This window comes from Photorhabdus africana (assembly GCF_035181445.1).
Lineage (GTDB): Bacteria > Pseudomonadota > Gammaproteobacteria > Enterobacterales > Enterobacteriaceae > Photorhabdus > Photorhabdus laumondii.
In genome coordinates, this window is record NZ_JAXBVE010000002.1 from 119,070 (window position 1) to 137,212 (window position 18,143).

At 42.1% G+C, this 18,143-nt stretch carries 18 protein-coding genes and 1 other RNA gene; 7 read left to right on the plus strand and 12 right to left on the minus strand.

Annotated features, from left to right (window positions below; translation table 11 throughout):
- Window positions 1-79: 79 nt before the first annotated feature.
- The 4 genes from recR to apt form a co-directional block, all read right to left on the minus strand.
- Window positions 80-685 carry a recombination mediator RecR gene (gene recR, locus SLS51_RS01635; protein ID WP_011147978.1) on the minus strand — a complete coding sequence of 202 codons (606 nt, stop codon included), beginning with the start codon at window positions 683-685 and terminating at the stop codon, window positions 80-82.
- Window positions 685-1,014 carry a YbaB/EbfC family nucleoid-associated protein gene (locus SLS51_RS01640; protein WP_049582543.1) on the minus strand — a complete coding sequence of 110 codons (330 nt, stop codon included), beginning with the start codon at window positions 1,012-1,014 and terminating at the stop codon, window positions 685-687. Before SLS51_RS01640 ends, recR begins: the two co-directional genes overlap by 1 nt.
- Window positions 1,015-1,070: 56 nt before the next feature.
- The gene (dnaX, locus tag SLS51_RS01645) at window positions 1,071-3,047 is read right to left on the minus strand and encodes a DNA polymerase III subunit gamma/tau (RefSeq protein ID WP_323834894.1); all 1,977 of its coding nucleotides are present in this window, start codon (window positions 3,045-3,047) and stop codon (window positions 1,071-1,073) included.
- 96 nt (window positions 3,048-3,143) lie between these two features.
- Window positions 3,144-3,695, minus strand: coding sequence for an adenine phosphoribosyltransferase (gene apt / locus SLS51_RS01650; RefSeq protein ID WP_011147981.1), 552 nt, complete (start codon window positions 3,693-3,695; stop codon window positions 3,144-3,146).
- A 143-nt stretch (window positions 3,696-3,838) separates the two neighbouring features.
- Between apt and priC the strand changes: the two genes are divergently transcribed.
- Together priC and rsmS are read left to right on the plus strand one after the other, a co-directional pair.
- Window positions 3,839-4,381, plus strand: coding sequence for a primosomal replication protein PriC (gene priC / locus SLS51_RS01655; protein WP_323834897.1), 543 nt, complete (start codon window positions 3,839-3,841; stop codon window positions 4,379-4,381).
- Between the two features lie 22 nt (window positions 4,382-4,403).
- Window positions 4,404-4,571, plus strand: a complete 168-nt coding sequence (gene rsmS, locus SLS51_RS01660; RefSeq protein WP_323834899.1) for a pleiotropic regulatory protein RsmS — start codon at window positions 4,404-4,406, stop codon at window positions 4,569-4,571.
- 129 nt (window positions 4,572-4,700) lie between these two features.
- Here rsmS and SLS51_RS01665 read toward each other — a convergent pair whose 3' ends face one another.
- Window positions 4,701-5,138: a DUF1284 domain-containing protein gene (locus tag SLS51_RS01665; protein WP_323834901.1), complete on the minus strand. Its 438-nt coding sequence runs from the start codon at window positions 5,136-5,138 to the stop codon at window positions 4,701-4,703.
- A gap of 122 nt (window positions 5,139-5,260) precedes the next feature.
- Between SLS51_RS01665 and SLS51_RS01670 the strand changes: the two genes are divergently transcribed.
- Window positions 5,261-6,025: a 2OG-Fe(II)-dependent halogenase WelO5 family protein gene (locus SLS51_RS01670; RefSeq protein WP_323834903.1), complete on the plus strand. Its 765-nt coding sequence runs from the start codon at window positions 5,261-5,263 to the stop codon at window positions 6,023-6,025.
- A 131-nt stretch (window positions 6,026-6,156) separates the two neighbouring features.
- On the opposite strand, the gene SLS51_RS01675 is transcribed toward SLS51_RS01670, so the two are convergent.
- The 4 genes from SLS51_RS01675 to acrR form a co-directional block, all read right to left on the minus strand.
- A complete protein-coding gene (locus SLS51_RS01675; protein WP_323834905.1) occupies window positions 6,157-6,705 on the minus strand; it encodes a biotin transporter BioY in 549 nt (182 codons plus the stop codon).
- Between the two features lie 40 nt (window positions 6,706-6,745).
- Window positions 6,746-7,375, minus strand: coding sequence for an energy-coupling factor transporter transmembrane component T family protein (locus SLS51_RS01680; protein ID WP_323834907.1), 630 nt, complete (start codon window positions 7,373-7,375; stop codon window positions 6,746-6,748).
- Window positions 7,372-8,046, minus strand: coding sequence for an energy-coupling factor ABC transporter ATP-binding protein (locus tag SLS51_RS01685; RefSeq protein WP_323834909.1), 675 nt, complete (start codon window positions 8,044-8,046; stop codon window positions 7,372-7,374). The genes SLS51_RS01680 and SLS51_RS01685 overlap by 4 nt, the downstream gene beginning before the upstream one ends.
- 289 nt (window positions 8,047-8,335) lie before the next feature.
- A complete protein-coding gene (gene acrR, locus SLS51_RS01690; RefSeq protein ID WP_323834911.1) occupies window positions 8,336-8,977 on the minus strand; it encodes a multidrug efflux transporter transcriptional repressor AcrR in 642 nt (213 codons plus the stop codon).
- A gap of 129 nt (window positions 8,978-9,106) precedes the next feature.
- On the opposite strand from acrR, the gene SLS51_RS01695 reads away from it, so the two are divergent.
- The 3 genes from SLS51_RS01695 to SLS51_RS01705 all read left to right on the plus strand — a co-directional run bounded on the left by SLS51_RS01695 (window position 9,107) and on the right by SLS51_RS01705 (window position 14,736).
- Window positions 9,107-10,300, plus strand: a complete 1,194-nt coding sequence (locus tag SLS51_RS01695) for an efflux RND transporter periplasmic adaptor subunit (protein WP_323834913.1) — start codon at window positions 9,107-9,109, stop codon at window positions 10,298-10,300.
- A 27-nt stretch (window positions 10,301-10,327) separates the two neighbouring features.
- Complete coding sequence (locus SLS51_RS01700; protein WP_323834915.1) at window positions 10,328-13,477, plus strand: efflux RND transporter permease subunit; 3,150 nt, start codon at window positions 10,328-10,330, stop codon at window positions 13,475-13,477.
- 1,055 nt (window positions 13,478-14,532) lie between these two features.
- A complete protein-coding gene (locus SLS51_RS01705; protein WP_011147992.1) occupies window positions 14,533-14,736 on the plus strand; it encodes an HHA domain-containing protein in 204 nt (67 codons plus the stop codon).
- Window positions 14,737-14,818: 82 nt separating this feature from the next.
- On the opposite strand, the gene ffs is transcribed toward SLS51_RS01705, so the two are convergent.
- Both ffs and SLS51_RS01715 read right to left on the minus strand, forming a co-directional pair.
- Window positions 14,819-14,915: signal recognition particle sRNA small type (gene ffs / locus SLS51_RS01710), an RNA gene on the minus strand.
- Window positions 14,916-15,048: 133 nt separating this feature from the next.
- Window positions 15,049-15,495 (minus strand): YbaY family lipoprotein, encoded by a 447-nt coding sequence (locus SLS51_RS01715; RefSeq protein WP_323834926.1) that lies wholly within the window; start codon window positions 15,493-15,495, stop codon window positions 15,049-15,051.
- A 250-nt stretch (window positions 15,496-15,745) separates the two neighbouring features.
- Between SLS51_RS01715 and tesB the strand changes: the two genes are divergently transcribed.
- Window positions 15,746-16,609 carry an acyl-CoA thioesterase II gene (gene tesB / locus SLS51_RS01720; protein WP_323834928.1) on the plus strand — a complete coding sequence of 288 codons (864 nt, stop codon included), beginning with the start codon at window positions 15,746-15,748 and terminating at the stop codon, window positions 16,607-16,609.
- 250 nt (window positions 16,610-16,859) lie between these two features.
- Here the strand turns inward: tesB and amtB are convergent, their stop codons facing one another.
- On the minus strand, window positions 16,860-18,143 hold the full coding sequence (amtB, locus tag SLS51_RS01725) for an ammonium transporter AmtB (protein WP_323835036.1): 1,284 nt from the start codon (window positions 18,141-18,143) through the stop codon (window positions 16,860-16,862).

Consider the following 18,143-nt stretch of genomic DNA (forward strand, 5'->3'; position numbering starts at 1 on the left):
CCTTTACGATTTGATTTACACAGGGTTACAACACCATTCCTTTCCAACCTAAATAAAACCGTAAAACATTAACGTAAAATCAATAAGTAATCTTCTGCCGACCAGCAAGTGAATGGGACAATGTCGTACCATCTACCATCTCAAGTTCACCACCAACTGGCACACCATGAGCAATACGGCTTGCTGTTACACCATACTGAACGCATATCTCTGCGATATAATTGGCAGTGGCCTCTCCCTCCACTGTCGGATTAGTCGCCAGAATCACCTCTGAAATCTCTTCCGTGGCGAGACGATCCTCAAGACGATCTAAACCAATATCCATTGGACCAATGCCATCTAATGGGGATAAATGCCCCATCAATACAAAGTAACGCCCGGCAAACTGCCCGGTTTGTTCAATAGCATGAATATCCGCAGGGCTTTCAACCACACAGATTTGACCATTTTGTTGACGGCGTGGATTAGCACAAATTGTGCACTGTTCCTGTTCGGTAAAAGTCCGGCAATATTTGCAGTGTCCAATTTCTGACATTGCTCTGGTCAATGCCTGGGCCAAACGCATTCCACCACTGCGATTACGCTGTAGCAGATGAAAAGCCATCCGCTGTGCAGACTTAGGGCCAACCCCTGGTAAACAGCGTAATGCTTCCATCAAGGATTCAAGGAGAGGACTGGTTTGCATCAGAATGGCATCTTAAAGCCTGGTGGCAATTGCATCCCACTGGAAATGCCCGCCATTTTCTCTTTCTGAGTTTCTTCAATACGACGGGCTGCGTCATTGAATGCAGCAGCAATCAGGTCTTCCAACATCTCTTTGTCATCTTCCATCAAGCTTGGATCGATCTCAACACGACGGCAATTATGAGCACCATTGATAGTCACTTTAACCAGACCGGCTCCCGATTCCCCCGTCACTTCCAGATTGGCGATCTCTTCTTGCATTTTCTGCATTTTGTCCTGCATTTGCTGGGCCTGTTTCATCAAATTGCCCAAACCACCTTTACCAAACATAGATTTCTCTCTTCGCTATGGCTACATCGTACAACAAGGTACAGATTGCAGCATGGTTAAACCGGTCGGATACTCTCTTCATCCAATTCAGCATCAAATACCTGCCGCAATGTTTGAATAGTTTTATCCGCAATAATTGATTGGCGAGCTTGTGCCAATTTCTCTTCATAAATGGCTTGTCGCCACTCCAGCGGGGTTTTCTCCGCAGGATTATCATCTTCAATAATACTGAATTCAACCGTTACGCCGTACAACTCGCTTAAAGCCCCCGCTAATGACTTTTGTGCGAAAGCAGAATTAAGGTGGCGCTGGCTCGAACGCAAGTGTAAACGGATATTATTTGCACTAATCTGCTCTTTGAATGCATTTAATGCCAATTGCTGCACCAGTTTAGGAATTTTAAGTTTACCAACTTCTGCGGCCCATGCATCTCTCTGTTTAGATTCTTCCGTTAATTTCTCTGCCAGCTCTGGTGTTTTTTCATGTTCCAAAGCTGTTCTTAAAGCCTTTGGTGTGGCCGCATGAGTTTCTGTTTTCTCCTCAATATTCTTGGCACGCCAACGGTAAGCTTCTTTTTTCTCAGGTTTGTTTTCCTGTTTTTTATCTATTGATGACTGAGGTCGCTGTCCTGACACTGCGGCAAGCCGTTCCAATGCTGAAGTTGCTGACTTCATCTTAACAGGCATAGCCGATTCAGGCTTTTTTGTTGGCGTTTGCTCTTGCTGTCGGGATAACACATTCCTTGCTTTCAGCAACTGCGCGGTTGGGCTTGATGCAAGCGCCTGAGGTATCTGGGGTTCCGACTGAGAAGCTCTATCCAATGGTGCCGGTTCATTAATATCATTAGCCGGTGGCACATCTCCCTGATCACTATGTTTCGGCTGTGCTGTAACTGATGGTATAACCGCAGGATGTACCACCGGTGCCGCAGCCTCTTCAATAACTGTTTTCGGATGAAATGCCAAAGCTCTGAACAGAGCCATTTCAACACCCATCCTGCGCTCCGGTGCATACGGCAAGTCCCTACGACCAATCAGCAAAGTTTGATAATAAAGTTGCAAATCTTCCGGTGAAACAGCTTTTGCCACTATCCGCAAACGGCCTTCAATTGATGAAGAATCGCTCTCTGGCTGAGAAGGTAACAATTGGAGCATTGCAATACGATGCAGCAATGCAAGAATTTCTACGAGCAAATCCTCCCAATCAGCCCCCCGTGAAGCGACTTGTTCCACCAATGCCATAACCTGCTGACCGTCAGCTCGAATCAATGCTTCAATGATTGATAATGGCTGTTCATCATCTAACGTTCCTAGCATCAAGCTGACTATTTCAGTTGTCACCAAGCCTTGTCCGATAGCAATAGCCTGATCGGTCAGACTCAAAGCATCACGCATGCTACCATCAGCAGCACGAGCCAATAGTTGACGAGCGCGGTTATCGCTCTCTATATGTTCAGCTTTAAGAATACGCTCAAGCTGATCGCTTATTTGACCTATATCCAGCGATTTGAGATGGAATTGCAAACAACGGGAAAGAATAGTCACTGGCAATTTTTGCGGATCAGTCGTTGCTAGTAGAAATTTCACATGCTCAGGTGGCTCCTCCAACGTTTTCAATAATGCATTGAAACTGTGGCGAGAAAGCATATGTACTTCATCAATCAGGTAGACTTTAAAACGCCCACGAGCCGGAGCATATTGCACGTTATCTAGCAATTCACGCGTATCTTCAACTTTAGTACGGGAAGCCGCATCAATTTCAATTAAATCGACAAATCGCCCCTGTTCAATTTCAAGGCAATTAACACATTTACCACAAGGCTTATCAGTAATACCTGTTTCACAATTTAGCCCCTTAGCAAACAAACGGGCGATCGTTGTTTTCCCGACACCTCTCGTGCCAGAAAATAAATAGGCGTGATGAAGCCGGCCATGGGCAAGACCATTAGCTAACGCGGTCAGGATATATTCCTGACCAATTACATCAGAAAATATTTGTGGGCGCCACTTACGGGCAAGTACCTGATAGCTCATTGATACCGGGGAAATCGAATACAGTTGAGCACCATGCTAACACAGCCTCACTATAGACAGCGAGGCCGATATGTTAGTAATACGAAAATAAGCAGATTAATGATCTGGGAATTCAAGTAGAGTAAAACTACTTACACCTTGTCTTTGCAGACGCTCAACACCACCTAAGCCAAGCAAACCAATAATAAAAGCCGCTTCAGAAACCTCACCACCTAAACGACGGATTAAACGAACAGTGGCTTCAACCGTACCACCCGTTGCCAGCAAATCATCAATAACCAGCACCTTATCGTTTTCTCTTACGCTATCCTTATGCATTTCCAACGTATCAGTGCCATACTCCAGATTGTACGTTTCACTCAATGTTTCCCGAGGTAGTTTGCCCGCTTTACGAACAGGAATAAAACCAACACCAAGGCGTAATGCAACCGGGGCTCCAAACAGAAAACCGCGAGCTTCAGTGCCAACTATTTTTGTGATGCCTTTGCCCTGATATCGCTCTACCAGAAGATCAATTGTTGCCTGGTAGGCAAGAGGGTTATCCAGTAAAGTGGTAATATCACGAAAAAGAACCCCCGGTTTTGGATAATCAGGAATAGTTTCAATACTGTCTTTAATAAATTGCAGTTGCTGCGCATTTGCGGTCATAATCGGTGCCAATGAGTAGAACACGAAGGTGCTAAAATCTATTCAAACTGATAGAAAAAAGCAACTAATGAACACGCACCAGCCTACTTTTTGTCGTCCCAGATTAATTCCGCTTCGCAAGGCATAACCATTTTAAGGTATAAATGAATACGCAGCCGTTATTAAATTTACTCGAAAAACAGGTCGATATACTGGCGGAAGAGATAGCACCATTAGCAGACACACCATTCTCTACTGCCCGGTTTGATCAGGCTTTATTTAACCGACACAGCGATAAACTCCGTGGTTATCTACAAGAAGTCAGGCACAACATGAAACAACTCAAAGAGTGTGTGCAAGATCACCGAACCGAACAGGTCGCATTTCTGACTGAACGCTTAGTTGCCCAAATAGAAGCATTAAGGCGTGAATTGTCTACCCAGTCATTAAGAAAAAAAGAGAGCCGATTTGAACATAAACAACAAGCTACTGACCTGTATCACAAACTGGCTGAACATCAGGATTATGAACGTCGTCTGCTCGCAATGATCAATGATAGAGAGCTAAAATTGAATCAACAAACTACACTTAGTCATCAACAAAAAATACAGAAAGAAATCGCGGCATTAGCCGGAAGACTAGCTCGTTGCCGTCAATCTCTGACGCGAATTGAAAAATCAATCGAATACAAAGAGAACATGGATTAACGATTCAGATGAGGAATGTTTTATGTCAGTCGAACACGCACCACCCGAAGTTCAACTTGCTGTTGATCTGATCTATTTACTGGAATGCAATGAAATCGCTCCTGAAATCGCACTCGCCGCACTGGAAATAGTCAAACACGACTATCAAGCAAAATTGGCGGAGCAATCACAATCGACGAAAGAGTATTGAACGATTTGCTTCAAACACCTTAATAGATATCTTGATCGATACTATAAAAGATTCACGTTTGTCTTAAGTATGTGATCATACATTCATATCAATATTAGCCTTTGCTAAATTTCAAACGGCTTTATATCGTCACTCGCTCTTTCCACTATTTCGTTTAAGAAACGTTGAAGAATAATCATCCGCAGCAATTCGAGTGCAAAGTGGTTCCCATTCACAGCCTATACAAGCAGATCTTATGATCCCACGATTGAAAGCCCATCGCGCCTGTTTTAAATAGTTCTCATCAAGCCTCAACGTATGACCTATCTCAATTGGTCGGCCCATAAGAGCGCTAACTGCTTCCAAAGCTCGACTATCCCGGGTAACAACACTCTTGCCAAAACAATGAAGTTCATCTTCTCCAAGCAAAGGAATACATATGTCATCCGGCCCTGCCACAATCAAGATATCCTCGTCCCGAATTCGAGGAATAATCCTATTGTAATTTTCAACAAAACCAGTGGAATATCCGTTGCCAGCGTAGGTAAGAATACACAAAAGGTGATGACCTCTCAGAGATATTGTCATTGTTGCGTTCCTGAATGTGATCAAATGTTGAATTTTTATACAACCAATGCTATATGATTAATACTGACCATCAATAGATCAATTTTTCTAATATAAAGAAAATCGGCTAGGAGTCGACTATTATGTCGTCACAGTGGGTATCAAACGAGCTTGTCAAATTATCATCAGAAAGCTTGCAGGCAATCATAGATAACAAGATTCCAGCTGCGATGATAGATGATTTTGCAACGACAGAAGAAACAGAACAACTTTCGTCTGCAATACTGAGCATAAAGGCAAAACCCTATGAATTCGGAAGGCCGGGGTTTTATTTGGGAAATACACTCGCTCATTATCGTGATAGACCAAAAGAGCAATATTTTTCTCAAGTTAGCGTAGCTGAACAAGATCGCATCCAAATTATCAATCAAGCTTTTGATCCAGTTGATCGGTTCATGCGATACATCAATCACGATACAAATTTCAGCATTTCAGTCGCAGAAGAGCCGGGGTTCGGCCCCTATTTTGCCGGTATCGTCCGAATTATCTCCGGTGGCTCAGATCTACATGTAGATTACGCACCCACTTTTGCGAAAGGGAATTTAATCATCGGAGATATATCGACTCAGCTTGCTTGGAACCTCTATATTTTATCTCCCTCTCAGGGAGGAGAAACCGTGATCTATAATCAACCATTCAAGAGTACTGTGGTTGATAAAACATACAAGCCGTATGACAGTTCTCTATTAGTTGATTGCGAATCTTTCACTTTTCGACCTAGAGTTGGTTCAGTCGTTATTTTCAACACAACTAACCCTCATATTGTCCTGCCTGCAAGTGGCAATCGCATTGCAACAGGCTCCTTCATCGGTGTATTAAATGAGAAGAAGCTGATTTTATGGTCGTAATACATCTCAGCGAAACATTTGCGACCTGAATATTAAGATTGCTTTTTCTTACTCTACCATCATTCTCTACCATCATTGTATTTATTGTAACAATTATCTCAGGAGAAACGTCACAATAGGCACAATGACGCTTAAGAACGCGGCTCAAGAGTGGGGTAAGCACGACGAACCATTTTCGCAATCAAAATAACCAGTACGATTTTGATAATATCTCCCGGTATGAACCCAATTGAACCTACGGCTGCTTGCCAGGTACTGATATTAGCAAATACGGCAATCCACGGGATACCAATTACATAAACAACCATAATTCCACCAAAGACAAGAAATACAGCTTCTTTAAAGGTATTTAGTTTTGCAAGATTTTTCTCATATAAATAGCCAATAACAAAAGCGGCAATCGGCCATGCCAAAATAAAGCCACCACTTGGGCTGAGAAATACACTCAATCCTCCCCGCCCTCCAGACATTACCGGTAATCCAACGGAAATAAACACACAAAAGAGCAACAATGCTAATCCACCCCGTTTCGCACCAATAATGGCACCAGCAAGCATTGCTCCCATTGACTGAGCTGTTATCGGAACGCCTACAACGGGAAGTGTCAGTGGCGGAAATAAACCCAGTGCTACGGTTAGAGAGGCAAATAGTGCTATATAAACAATATCTTTTGTAGACATTTAATCCCCCTTTCTTTTCGATAAAGCCACAACCTCTGATTTACTTGCTGCTTGATTTATTTCTGCCAAATTCTGGATCATAGGACCTCGCTTCAATAGCAGCCGAAATATCGTCTGCCATTTTGAGCATTCGCACAATAACAGGAACTGCAATTGCAATGACACTCTTATCGAGGCCTCTTGCTTTCTGCGCCTCCCGTACTTCTTCTGTAATTGACGCCAGAACAGGGATAAACCGCAAAGCAAGCGATAAAGCCAAGCTCACTTTTCCAGGATTGATGCCAAAATAGTACAACCACACAAGCCCCTTTTCCAATGCGTCGATCATATCAGAAGAGCGAGTAGTGAGAGTGACCAGCGAGGCCAGCAATAAAAGAGAGACAAGACGAACTACCACAAGTACACCTGTGGTCCAGTGGTGTAGAAACAATTGGACTATAAAAATAAGCGCTAAGATCCATAACGCCGACCGTAATTGCATCCAAGCAGTTTTTAATGAGATTTTGGCTAACAAGTATAAAAGTACGATTCCCGCCAATGCCGCAGCAGAAAGATCGATACGTGGAACAACGAAAAGCAATGTTCCCAGAATGAGCAAAGAAATAATTTTGAGCCCAGGGCTAACTCGATGCACAAATGATGAACCAGGATTATATCCAGACAGGCTCATAACATCATCCTTACGTATTCAGGAATAGCAATAGAGGGGATATCATCAATCACGACGCGACCATCATCAAAAACCAGAACACGATCAAATCCCGCCAAAAAATCAAGGTCATGAGACACTACAATTACAGTTTGAGATAAGTTATCAATTGCTGCGGCAACACGGCGCTTGTTTCGTAAATCCAGCAAGGTTGTAGGCTCATCGAAAATAATATAATCGGGCTCCATCACCAGAACACCGGAAATCGCAAGGAGTTGTTTCTGACCACCACTTAAAAGATGGGCTGGATGCTCCCTAAATTGAAGTAAATCATAGCGTGAAAGCGCCTCTTGAGTTCTTTGTCGAATCGTGTCCTTGGAAAAACCAAGATTTTTCATTCCAAAAGCCAAATCTTCTTCAACAACCGGAAACACGATCTGATTGTCAGGATTCTGAAATACGAAACCAACCTTACGCCGGATCGCTTTACCCTCCGTTCTGGTGTTCAAACCATCCACCAAAACATCACCACTTTTCGGTACCAATAATCCATTAAGAAGACGTGCAAATGTACTTTTACCACAACCGTTGCTACCTATGATGGCAATTCGTTTTTCCTTTAGCTGCAAATTTAATTCTTTCAATATCACTCGCTCGCCATAGGCGTACGTTACATTTCGTATTTCCAGCATAGATGGTTATCCCTTAACAATTGTGGCCAGCAACTTAACACTTCCCCCATTTAGCACGGTGTCTGCCTGCAAAATCCATAGGGAAAATTCAATCAATGCACTGATTTCAGCGTTATCAATCAGTTCCAAGGCAGCAGTATCTGATATTAGAAATAATTTCAGCTTGGTTTCTCAGTCTAATCTCTTATATAGCAGCAGATAAGCAAAGAGCATAAGATAATGACTTTTGGCCATTAGCCACATTGTTAGCAATTACCAAAATAGAATTTACCTCTATTATTCTGGTTCTTCATTTTTCAGCAATTTTCATATGCTCACTATATTTAAGCATATCGATAAAACCATCCACTAACGACTCCGCTTCTTTCTGAATATCAAAACTATCTGGTGCAAATAACCAATTTTCCAACAAGCCCGTTATCAATCCTCTTAACATGATAGCCGCTCGCCGCAGATGAAGATTATAAGGAAGCTGGCCTGATGTAATACAACCAGAAAGTGACTCTTCAATACGAACATAGTCTGCAACACACAGTTCCTGACGAACTTCCACCAAGGCAGACATTTCACCAACAAACTCACATTTGTGGAAAAAAATCTCCATTAATAGCCGGTTTTTCGGATCATCAACGACCGACGTCAGGATATGGATGATTAAAGTTCTTAAAATCAGGAGTGGATTATTAGGATATTTTGCTTGATACTCTTTTTCTAATTCGTCAATCTTAGAATCTGTTATTCTACAGGCTTCGGAAAACAGGTCTACTTTATTTTTAAAGTGCCAGTAAATTGCCCCACGGGTTACCCCAGCCGTTGTGGCAATATCTGTCAGTGAAGTAGCCGAGACACCGCGCTCAGAAAATTCTTTTATAGCTGCGTCTATAATCTGTTGCCGGGTCTCCTCAGCCTGTTGTTTAGTTTTTCGTGCCATATACTCTATTTTTAACCTAAAATGGATTTACATACATTCACGTATGTTTGTATTATAGCATGCTGTTATTAATGGAGTAATGGTTTTACGGATTGAAGGGTCAACATCTAAAAATATTGAGGTTTACTTATGCGAATAAACAGGGGAGTTTTGCCTCTGGCTACAATACTGGTACTCTCAGGCAGCTTAGCTCTTTCAGGATGTAACGACAAAGACTCTCAGCAAGTTGCTGGGAACCAACAGGCTCCTGAAGTCGGTATCGTGACGCTGAAAACTGAACCTCTGATGGTCACGACGGAACTTCCAGGCCGAACATCAGCCTTCCGCATTGCAGAAGTTCGTCCACAAGTAAGTGGTATAATTCTGAAACGAAATTATAAAGAAGGTAGCGATGTAAAAGCAGGCACTTCTTTATATCAGATAGATCCAGCAACTTACCAGGCTGACTATGACAGTGCTAAAGCTGATTTGGCAAAAGCTCAGGCTCATGCAGAGATCACACGCTTGACAGTGAACCGATATAAATCCCTGTTAGGGACAAACTATGTTAGTCAACAGGAATTTGATAAAGCCAGCGCCGACTATGCACAAGCGAATGCTATAGTACAGGCAGCAAAAGCGACCGTAGAAACCAACCGTATCAATTTGGCATATACCAAAGTTACAGCACCGATTAGTGGTCGTTCCGGCAAATCTACGATAACTGAAGGTGCTCTAGTTTCTGTTGGTCAACCAACAGCACTGACAACTGTTCAACAACTGGATCCAATTTATGTGGATGTCACTCAGTCAAGCGATGATTATCTGCGTCTTAAAAATGAAATCGCCAAAGGTATTGTGCAGAAAGGGGACAATAAAGCTAAAGTTCACCTGATTATGGAAAATGGTAAAAACTACAGTGAAACAGGTTACTTAGAATTCTCTGATATTACTGTAGATGAAACAACGGGCTCTATCACTATCCGTGCAATATTCCCTAACCCACATGAAGAGCTACTTCCAGGCATGTTTGTTCGTGCAAAACTGGAAGAAGGTATTCGCCAGGATTCAATACTGGTTCCTCAGCAAGGAGTTACCCGTACACCTCGTGGTGAAGCTACTGTCATGGTGGTTGGTGCAGACGAAAAAGTCGAACCGCGCATTATCACTGCCAACCAAGCTATTGGTGATAAATGGCTAGTAGCTTCCGGTCTGAAAGCAGGTGATCGGGTCATCGTTACTGGTTTGCAAAAAATTAAACCCGGCATCCCGGTTAAAGCAGAAGAAGTAGACTTAAATGCAAAATCTGCTGCGAACCAAGCTGAACCTGCGAAAAAGTCTTAATTTAGGAGTCATAGGAGTCAGTGATTCATGCCTAAGTTTTTTATAGATCGGCCAATCTTTGCATGGGTAATCGCAATTATCACCATGCTGGCTGGGCTGTTGGCAATTATGAAATTACCCGTAGCGCAATACCCTACTATTGCACCACCGGCGATTTCTATCTCTGCAACTTATCCCGGCGCAGATGCCACCACTGTGCAAAACACAGTGACTCAGGTTATCGAACAAAACATGAATGGTATCGATAACCTGGTTTATATGTCTTCCGACAGTGATTCTGCTGGAAACATGAATATCACACTAACCTTTGAGGCCGGTACTGATCCCGATATTGCACAGGTACAAGTACAAAACAAGCTACAACTCGCTATGCCTTTGTTACCACAAGAAGTGCAACAGCAAGGTATACGTGTAGATAAGTCCACTACCTCTTTCTTGATGGTTGCCGGATTCATCTCTGAAGATGGTTCTATGTCACAGGACGATATCTCTGACTACGTTGGTGCAACTGTCAAGGACCCTTTAAGTCGCGTAACCGGTGTAGGTGATACAATGCTTTTCGGTAACCAGTATGCCATGCGTATCTGGTTAAATCCTGACAAGCTCGTTAACTACAAGATGACGACTTTGGATGTAATAAATGCAATCAAAGCGCAAAATAACCAAATAGCCGCCGGTCAATTAGGGGGAACCCCTCCGGTTCCAGGTCAACGCCTGAATGCGTCGATCATTGCTCAAACACGTCTAACTTCACCGGAAGAGTTCAGTAATATTCTCTTGCGCGTCAATACTGACGGTTCTCAGGTCCGTCTGAAAGATGTAGCAAAGGTGGAACTAGGTGCACAAAGCTACAACATCATTGCCCGCTATAACGGTAAACCTGCTGCGGGTATCGGTGTCAAACTAGCGACAGGCGCTAACGCTTTGGATACATCCAAAGCAGTAAAAGAAGCGCTAAAAAATATGGAACCTTTCTTCCCTCACGGGCTGAAAATCGTCTATCCATATGACACCACACCATTCGTTAAAATCTCTATTAACGAAGTGGTAAAAACACTGATTGAAGCAATTATGCTGGTGTTCGTGGTAATGTACCTATTTCTCCAAAATTTCCGCGCAACACTCATTCCAACCATTGCAGTTCCAGTCGTACTCTTAGGAACATTTGCAATACTCGCTACATTTGGCTATTCAATAAATACATTAACCATGTTTGCTATGGTTCTTGCCATTGGCTTACTGGTAGACGATGCCATTGTTGTTGTAGAAAATGTTGAACGTGTTATGCAGGAAGAAGGTCTATCGCCAAAAGAAGCAACCAGGAAATCAATGGGACAAATCCAAAGCGCCTTAGTTGGTATTGCAATGGTGCTGTCTGCTGTATTTATCCCAATGGCCTTCTTCGGCGGTTCAACCGGTGCAATTTATCGTCAATTCTCGATCACTATCGTATCTGCAATGGTATTGTCTGTGCTGGTAGCCTTAATCCTGACACCAGCTCTATGTGCCACTATGTTGAAACCCATCGCCAAAGGTAGCCACGGTAAACAGACCGGCGTCTTTGGCTGGTTCAACCGCATATTTGACAAAAGTACCCACCACTATACTGACAGCATTGGTCGCATTCTACGCAATACAGGCCGTTATCTGGTAATTTATGTATTCCTGGTGGCGGGTATGGCCCTCATGTTCACACGTTTACCATCCTCTTTTCTTCCTGAAGAAGATCAGGGAGTATTGCTGACAATGGTTCAATTACCTGCGGGGGCGACACAGGAACAAACAGAAAAAGTTCTAGATAAAGTAAGCGATTACTTCAATACAGAAGAAAAAGATCGTGTGGTTTCTGTATTTACTGTCAGTGGCTTTGGTTTTAGTGGGCAAGGTCAAAACACTGGGTTGGGATTTATAAGCCTGAAAGACTGGGGTGAACGTCCGGGCGCCGAAAACAAAGTACCTGCTATTGTTGCCAGGGCTAGTGCTCACTTCCAGAAAATCAAAGAAGGTATGGTTTTTGCGTTTAACATCCCGGCAATTGTAGAGTTAGGTTCAGCAACTGGCTTTGATTTTGAATTAATTGATAAAGCAAACCTTGGACATGACAAACTGACAGAAGCCCGTAACCAATTACTTGGCATGATACAACAGCATCCAGATATGTTAGTAGGTGTTCGTCCTAACGGTCAGGAAGATACCCCTCAATATCGGCTCAGAATTGATCAGGAAAAAGCTGAAGCTCTCGGTGTTTCCATCGCTGATATTAACTCAACACTCAGCACGATGTTTGGTAGTAACTATGTGAACGACTTTATTGATCGCGGTCGTGTCAAAAAAGTTTACGTTCAGTCGGAAGCACCTTATCGTATGTTGCCAAGTGACATCTACAAGCTGTATGTCCGTAACAAACAGGGTGAAATGGTTCCATTCTCTGCCTTTACAGATACGTCCAAAGAACCCTGGACCTACGGTTCACCACGTCTGGAACGTTACAACGGTTTACCATCAATGGAAATTCTGGGTGAAGCCGCTCCGGGTAAAAGTACCGGTGATGCAATGGCCCTAATGGAAGAGTTGGCATCTAAGCTACCAAATGGAATCGGTTTCGACTGGACAGGTATGTCCTATCAGGAACGATTGTCTGGTAATCAAGCCCCAGCTCTATATGCATTATCATTGATAGTGGTATTCCTCTGTCTGGCTGCACTGTATGAAAGCTGGTCAATTCCATTCTCAGTTATGCTAGTAGTACCATTAGGTATCGTTGGAGCCTTGTTAGCAACAACATTCCGCGGTTTGGATAACGATGTTTACTTTAAAGTTGGATTGTTGACCACTATCGGTTTGTCAGCTAAGAACGCAATACTCATCGTTGAATTCGCCAAGGACTTGATGGAAAAAGAGGGCAAGGGGTTGATAGAAGCTACGCTAGATGCGGTAAGAATGCGTCTTCGCCCAATCCTAATGACATCACTAGCATTTATGTTAGGTGTTATCCCCCTAGTATTGAGTAATGGTGCAGGATCCGGCTCTCAAAACGCAGTGGGTACTGGGGTATTAGGCGGAATGATTGCAGCAACCTCGCTAGCTATCTTTTTCGTGCCAGTGTTCTTCGTGGTTATAAGACGACGTTTCAGTAAGAAAGCGGAGGAGATTGAACCCGCATCAGAATCTCACTAAATGCTACCAACAATAACCAGAAGGCCGTCAAATCGGCCTTCTTAAATATAATCGTTGCTTTCATCTGACAAGATTCTGATCATTAATCTATCCGCTTAATATTTAAGTAATTTCGTTTAAATTTAATTATAATCACCACTTATGAGTATAAAATAGCTTTAAAAATCCAAGCATTAGTAACTTTAATAAAATTAATATGAAAGTTGTCGGATAAAAATTACTTTATCTTTTTTTACACTAAATGACAAAAAACAATACCAGCACATAGTGACTTATGTAATAATGATGTTATATTCATTGATTATTGTAGCCATCAGGCTATAATCTGCCGTTACTGGTATCTGAGGGTAATACTGTTTTATATAAACCTACATATTAACTCACACATACTAGCCGCTATTTATAGTTTATTGAGTTAAGGTATGAATTTTTGTTAAGAGCTGATTCTGATTTACGAGAAGCGAATCAGAGTCATCTGTAGAAAAGATAAATAATCCCAAAGAACGATTATAGATACATAATAATAATCTCTCGAAAAAAATTTTATAATACGTGTATATGCTTAGCGTTTAACTCAAAAAAAATTAAGTATTGGCATATACAGCAAGATCAACATAGCATGGATGAATATTCACTCAAGATGACATAATATTGATGAATTAGAATGCTTATGTGAACATCTAAGGCAAGAAGCACTTCTAGTGCAGAGTACACAGAGATGAGACTGGTTGTGGAAATAGTTTTTACACCTCAGGATAATTTACAGCTAAACAAATAGATTGAATACATATCAACTTTCGTTTGGTACTTTAAAATAAAATATTCTGATGATTTCAGCCTTCTCACTTGAATTGATAAATGTATTGATAATACATATACTTATACTTCATTTGGAAACAAATTAAGATTAGCGTTTCTAAACTTATGGAATGGTGAAAAAACTAATGAACGCTTAACCAGCGTCCTGTTACAGGATTTAAATTGCTCCTTGAGCAAAATTTGATTGAATATTTCCCTCAATAATTTTTTATATATGTTAAATAAGAAAGGCGATTATGACTAAAACTGATTATCTGATGCGTTTAAGAAAATGCACCACGATTGATACACTGGAACGTGTGATTGAAAAGAACAAATATGAACTTTCAGGAGATGAACTTGAACTATTCTACTCTGCTGCGGATCACCGCCTAGCTGAGCTGACCATGAATAAACTGTATGATAGGATTCCACCTTCAGTATGGAAATATGTTCGCTAAAATAGTCTTTATCAGATAGAGAGTGATCCGAGCCGGTAAAGTGCTATCGGCTTGTTAGGTTTACCAATGAAATTGGCGAGGGCTCTGCCAGCGACATCCCGGCACACACATCCCCTGCTATGGCTGCTTCCTTCCGGACCTGACCAAGTTAACAAGTTAGCGTTGCGGGAGAACCAACAGAGCCCCCATTGTGACGTGTTGCTTTAACTCTAAAGCGGTGCCATTATCATTCATACCTACTTAAATAGCAAGACAAGCAGGCCCGAATGCTGATTTATTGCACATTGCAAATCAATACAATAAGGAAATGCATTATCTAACAGCTTTCAACGTAATTTCGACATCTTTAGTCTTCCCATTATTAATCACTTCATATGCTGTATCTGTAACAAACATCAAGCGGCTATGCAGCGAAACAGAAGCCCTAACAACAATGCGTGCATTCGGCTTAATTTTGTTTGGCTGATAAGGCAAAACAAAATGGAAAGGTGATTGTTTCCCACCTAAACGCTCTACCTTCTGAGACAGAGTAACTGAAGGTGCATCAGCCAAAGATACATCAGATAACGCCACTGTCAGAACAGCATCTGCTGGCAATGCTATACGCTGTAGTATATTAATATTACCCTCAACAAAAGACCGTTTCATTGGATTTTCAATCTCTTCCACCTGAGTATCTACTACCTCAGCACCTTTGGCATTACACCCGACCAAAGCAACCGCTAGTAATACGCCAGCGGGGAACTGCCATAATTTCATACACATTCCTCCATTATTAACTAATCTATATAAATATTAAAATAAATTGAAATATCAAATCATTAAATCTAAATCATTTGAATTATAGATTAAAAATTTGAACATAAAACGCCAATAAATCTCACATTCTTTATTGCACTACTGTCAGGACTTAAAACATTTACAATTTAGTTAGTTATTAATCATCTATTAATGAGACAATAATCATCCCTTGTACTCTCGATAACCTAATAGAAAACAAAGGCATATTATGAGCAAGTCATTACAGAATCTGATAAATTTGATGAAATTGGAAAAAATTGAGGAAGGTATTTACCGAGGGCAAAGCGAAGATCTCGGTTTTCCTCAGGTTTTCGGAGGACAAGTGATTGGTCAGGCACTGTATGCTGCCAAACAAACCGTTGTCGATGACCGAATGGGCAACTCTTTCCATAGCTATTTCTTACGCCCCGGTGACAGTCACAAACCTATCGTCTATGACGTTGAGATTTTACGTGATGGAGGAAGTTTTAGTGCCCGGCGAGTTAGTGCAATTCAGAATGGTAAGCCTATCTTTTATATGACTGCCTCATTTCAAAGTCACGAAGAAAGTTTTGAACACCAAAATATAATGCCAGATGTACCCTATCCAGAAGAACTTATTTCTCAGGATGAAATCGCGAAAAAAGTGTCGCATCTACTGCCACAGAAGATGCAGAATACGCTTCTTTTCCCCCGCCCGTTAGAAATGAGGCCCGTAAAATATTACAGTCCATTCAATTATCCACCAGAAGAGCCTATACGCTATGTTTGGTTCCGCAGTAACGGCAATATGCCTGATAATCCTTTTATTCATCAATATCTACTTGGCTATGCCTCCGATTTTAACTTTCTGCCAACAGCATTACAGCCACATGGTGTCGGGTTCCTTGAGAAAAATATTCAGATAGCAACAATTGACCATTCTATGTGGTTCCACCGCCCGTTTAGACTAGACGACTGGCTGCTATATGCTGTAGATAGTCCATCAGCTTCCGGTGCCCGTGGTTTTGTTCGGGGACAGATTTATAACCGTGAAGGGATACTTGTTGCTTCCACTGTACAGGAAGGTCTGATTAGGAAACGCAATAGATAAATGAATAAGGCAGCAAACTAAGAGCCTATCTCAATAGGCGTAATTGTTGCAGGCCGTACTTATAAATGAACAGAGAACACGGACAGCGCGGAAAAACCGGAGCGTACACGTAGTACGTGAGGATTTTGAGCACTGCCCAGGTTCGCTCTTTATGGCAAAGAAGGACAAATAAAATAGCCCTATTGGGATAGGCAGTAAGAAACCAACATTACATTTTATGGCCTTATTGCTGCCCTTTTAATATTACAACTTAATTATAAGCACTCTCTCCGTGAGAATTAATATCCAACCCTTCCCTTTCAATTTCAACCGTAACCCGCAGTCCTACCAACAGATCTGCTATTTTAAAAGCAATAAAGGCAACCACGACTGACCAAATCACACAAACCAGTATACTAAAAGCCTGAATACCAACTTGCTCCAACATGGTTATACCTTCTGCATAGCCGATCCCTCCCAAAGATTTAGCCGTAAAAACCCCTGTCAGGAGGCAACCTACGATCCCACATACGCCGTGTATGCCGAATACATCACACACATCGTCAACACGTAACCACCGTTTTAACGCTACCACCCCCCAAAGACCGGTAAAACCCGCGATCAGACCAATGATTAATGCACCACCAACACCAACCATTCCCGCCGCAGGTGTAATACCAACCAACCCAGCAATACAGCCTGAACATGCCCCTAAAAGAGACGGTTTATTACGGAAAAGCCATTCTGCAAAAACCCATGACAGGATAGCGGCGGCAGTCGCCACAATGGTATTTAAAAATGCTAGAGCAGCTATCTCATTAGCAGCACTAGCAGAACCAGCATTGAAACCAAACCAACCAATATAGAGCACAGCAGTGCCCGTGAAGACCATCGGCAAGTTATGTGGTTTAAATGCTTCTTTCCCAAAGCCAGTACGTTTTCCCAGTAAGTAAGCACCAACCAATCCAGCTACAGCAGCATTAATATGAACAACCGTACCACCAGCAAAATCCAATGCTCCATCTTGTGAAAGCACACCACCACCCCAAACCATGTGCGCCATAGGCAAGTAAGAAAATGTCAGCCACAGCACACTAAAAACTAACAACGCCGGAAAGCGAATACGCTCCCCTAACGCACCAATAATCAAAGCAACTGTGATACAAGCGAAAGAGCCCTGAAATGCCACATGAATTAGCTGATAAAAATTGCCACTTAAGTCAGTGAATGCCAAATTCTTTAGCATCACTTGACTAAAACCACCGAAAAAACCATTCCCTGGCTCAAAAGCCAAGCTGTAACCATAAATCACCCATAACACACATACTAAAGCAAAGCTCACCATGACCTGAGCCATTAACGATAAAACATTTTTACTCCGTAGCAATCCACCATAAAACAGAGCAATTCCCGGAATGGTCATAAACAGAACAAGCACTGTACAAATCATCATAAAAGCATTATCAGCTTTATCGGCAACGCCTTCCGCTGCCTGAGATAATGATGGCACACAACCGGCCACAACACTGGCAACCACTGAGAATTGCCTCTTCAT